We start from the raw sequence: 3,236 nt of genomic DNA, 5'->3' as shown, positions 1-3,236 counted from the left end.
CTTCGGTGGCACGCAAGTGGCGCATCAGGTCCACCAGGTCCACGAGTTCCGGCGCCTCGAGACCAAGGATCCATTCCCAGTCACCCAGCGCGAAGGAGGAAACAGTATTGGAGATGACCTGCGGGAATTCCCGTCCCAGCAAACCGTGGTCACGGAGCATCTTCCCGCGCTCGTCCGTCGGTAGCAGGTACCACTCATAGGAGCGGACAAACGGGTAGACGCAGAGCCAGGTGCTCGGCTCGACGCCCCTGGCGTACGCAGGTACGTGGCTCTTGGAGAACTCGGCCTCGCGGTGCACGCCCATCGCTGACCATACGATCTCGGTTCCTGCAAAGAGCTTGCTGCGGCGGATGGACCGCACGGCGGCCTGCAGATCCTCCGGCTTGGGACCGTGGAGCCACACCATGATGTCTGCATCCGAACGCATGGCCGAGACGTCGTAGCTACCGCGGAGGATCACTCCACCCTCCGCGAGCTTCTCCGCGAGGGCTTCGAATTCCTGGGCAGCATCTCCGCTGCGCAGGACGTCGGCCGAGCGCTTGAAGACCGTCCACAGCGTGTAGAACTGTTCTTCGGTTTCAGCAGTTTTAGTGACAGATTCGGCAGAAGTGTGGCTCATGGTTCAAGTTTGCCCCGTGCCAGCCGCTAAGTCGAAACGGATATGTTCTACAGGGCGTAGAAGTGATGCAAATCACAAAGAATGCTGATCGTCGGACCCCACAAGAGCGAGCTGCGCCTTGGTGTCAGCCACTACTGCGGCGAGGCCGTTTCCGGCCAGCCAGCCACCCACCACAGAGAGTCCTTCCACCCCGGCGCACACCTTCCGCACTTGCTCCACGCGCTGTTTATGACCGACGGCGGCAAAGGGCAAAGCTCCAGCCCACCGCACCACATCCCAATCAACGATGTCCGTCCGGGAAACCGGCACCGTCAGCAATGCGGAGGCATCCTCCAAGGCCGCAGCCAGGAGTGACTGGTCATCCAGGACGAGATCCGCTCCCCCACCGGCCTCTTCACGCCTTCCATAGGAGAGGCGCAAAACGTGCATACCCGGACCGGCCTCACCGGCCAGCCAATCCCACTTCGCCGTTGCATGCGTCAGTGCCTTGGCCTTGATCCCCGGAGTTTGGGGCGCCACCAATATCCCGGTTCCACGGGGCCTGCCATCGAGTTGCGGCAAGTCCACCACCAAGGTCACCAAACTCACCAGAGGCCCGGGAGAGGGGCGCAATTCCGATAATTCCGGCAACGACTGCTCAAGAAGCCCGACGGCGGCCGGGCCGTCGAGCGCCACCACCAGCCGGCCGGCGTCGTATGTGGAACCGCCCGCGGCGACCTGCCAGCCGTCCGGAGTTTTCACCACGGCGTCGGCGCGCATTCCGGTGACCAATCGGACCCCGCGTTCGCCCAGGTTCTCCACGAGCGCCGATACCAGCGAGTTCATGCCGCCTTTCAGGCCGGCGACGGCGGAGCCCGCTTTGGACGGGCGGGAAAGGGCTCCGGCAGCAGCCTTGCGCTGGGCCGCCACGGCGGCGGCAAGTGAACCATGCTGACGAATGCCTGCCCGCAGCCCGGGCGCAACCATGTCCACATCCAGGAGACCGGGATCGGCCGAATGGACACCGCCCACCACTGGGGAAACAAGCCGCTCAAGGACCCTTTTGCCCATGCGGGCACGGACCAGGGCAGAAACGCTGGTCACCTCCGAGGATGTCCCCACGGATGCAGGAAGCCACCTGTCCACCGAGGCACGAAGGGCTCCAGCGAGTCCCAGGGAGCGTCGGACTTCCTGATCCCAGGGATTGGCCGGAATGCCCAGGACACCTGTTTTAGGTAGTTCCCGGGGCCCATCGGGCAACTGAACCCAGGCACCTCCGGGGTGCGGTGCAACAATCCTGTCCGCCAGGCCAAGTTCACCGGCGAGGTCGGCAACAGCCGGGGACCGGGTGGCAAACGACTCCGCCCCGCTGTCCAACTGCAGCCCCGCCACAACGTGGCTGCCGACGCAGCCACCCCAGGCTTCTTTCGCTTCCAGGACTGTGACGGCAAAGCCTGCAATCGCCAGTTCACGGGCAGCGATCAGGCCGGAGACACCGCCACCCACCACTAGGGCGGACGGAGCGTCGGACGGCGTCCCGGGCGTTGCGTGCACCCCGCGCATCGGCACTACTCCGTGGGGATGGAGTGGATGAGTTCCACAACGCGGGTCAGGACGGTGGGATCCGTTTCCGGAGGTACTCCATGGCCCAGGTTCAATACATGGCCCGGCGCGTGGGAACCGGCGGCGATAACGCCGCGGACGTGGGCTTCAAGGACCTCCCAAGGGGCCGACAGAAGTGCGGGGTCGATGTTCCCCTGCAGCGGCACGGTGCCACCGAGGCGGCGATTGGCTTCATCCAGGGGCAGCCGGTAGTCCACGCCCACCACATCCACTCCAACATCGCGCATGGCGACCAGGAGCTCGGAGGTGCCGGTTCCAAAGTGGATCAAGGGTGCTCCCAGTCCGCGGACATGGTCCAGTGCACGGGATGAGGCCGGAGCCACATACTTTTGGTAGTCAGCCAGGCCCAGGGAACCTGCCCAGGAGTCAAAGAGCTGCGCTGCCGAAGCGCCTGCCTCAAGCTGGGCCTGCAGGAACATTCCCGAGGTATCGGCAGCCCAGTTGGCCAATGCGGTCCAGGTTTCAGGATCGGCATGCATCATCGTCCGCGGGCCGAGGTGATCCCGGGAAGGCCTGCCTTCAACCATGTACGCCGCCAAGGTAAACGGGGCACCGGCGAATCCGATGAGCGGGGTCTTGCCAAGTTCGGCAACAGTCAGCCGTACGGCTTCGCGAATGGGTTCCAGCGCTTCCCATGTCAGCGTGGGAAGGGCAGCCACATCAGCTGCCGTGCGCACAGGCTTGTCCAAGACCGGCCCGACGCCCGGGACGATGTCCACGCCGACGCCGGCGAGCTTCAGCGGAATGACGATGTCAGAGAAGAAGATGGCCGCATCCACATCGTGGCGGCGAACCGGCTGGAGGGTAATTTCCGCGGCGAGCTCCGGGCGCAGGCAGGAGTCCAGCATCCCGATCCCTTCGCGGACCTTCATGTACTCGGGAAGGGAACGGCCGGCCTGGCGCATGAACCACACGGGCCTGCGGGATGGCGTGCCGCCGCGGTAGGCCGTGATCAACGGCGAGTCCGAGGTGCGGCCGTCCTTCAGCGGGTGATTGGCGTCAAGGGTTCCCGCCG

General features: G+C 64.9%; 3 protein-coding genes. All 3 read right to left on the bottom strand.

Features of this window, described 5'->3' with window-relative positions; translation table 11 throughout:
• Nucleotides 1-619 (bottom strand): hydrogen peroxide-dependent heme synthase (gene hemQ / locus HP499_RS22540; RefSeq protein ID WP_172326308.1); only part of this gene is annotated, 619 nt, incomplete at its 3' end.
• A gap of 72 nt (nucleotides 620-691) precedes the next feature.
• Nucleotides 692-2,161 carry a protoporphyrinogen oxidase gene (hemG, locus tag HP499_RS22535; RefSeq protein ID WP_172326310.1) on the bottom strand — a complete coding sequence of 490 codons (1,470 nt, stop codon included), beginning with the start codon at nucleotides 2,159-2,161 and terminating at the stop codon, nucleotides 692-694.
• Nucleotides 2,162-2,166: 5 nt separating this feature from the next.
• Nucleotides 2,167-3,236: uroporphyrinogen decarboxylase (gene hemE, locus HP499_RS22530; protein WP_253951748.1), on the bottom strand; the 1,070-nt coding region annotated here is incomplete at its 5' end.

Origin of the sequence: Paenarthrobacter sp. CM16, from assembly GCF_013179505.1 — a bacterium.
Lineage (GTDB): Bacteria > Actinomycetota > Actinomycetes > Actinomycetales > Micrococcaceae > Arthrobacter.
The sequence above is the reverse complement of the archived record's forward strand: the minus strand, read 5'-3'. Positions and strand labels throughout refer to the sequence as shown.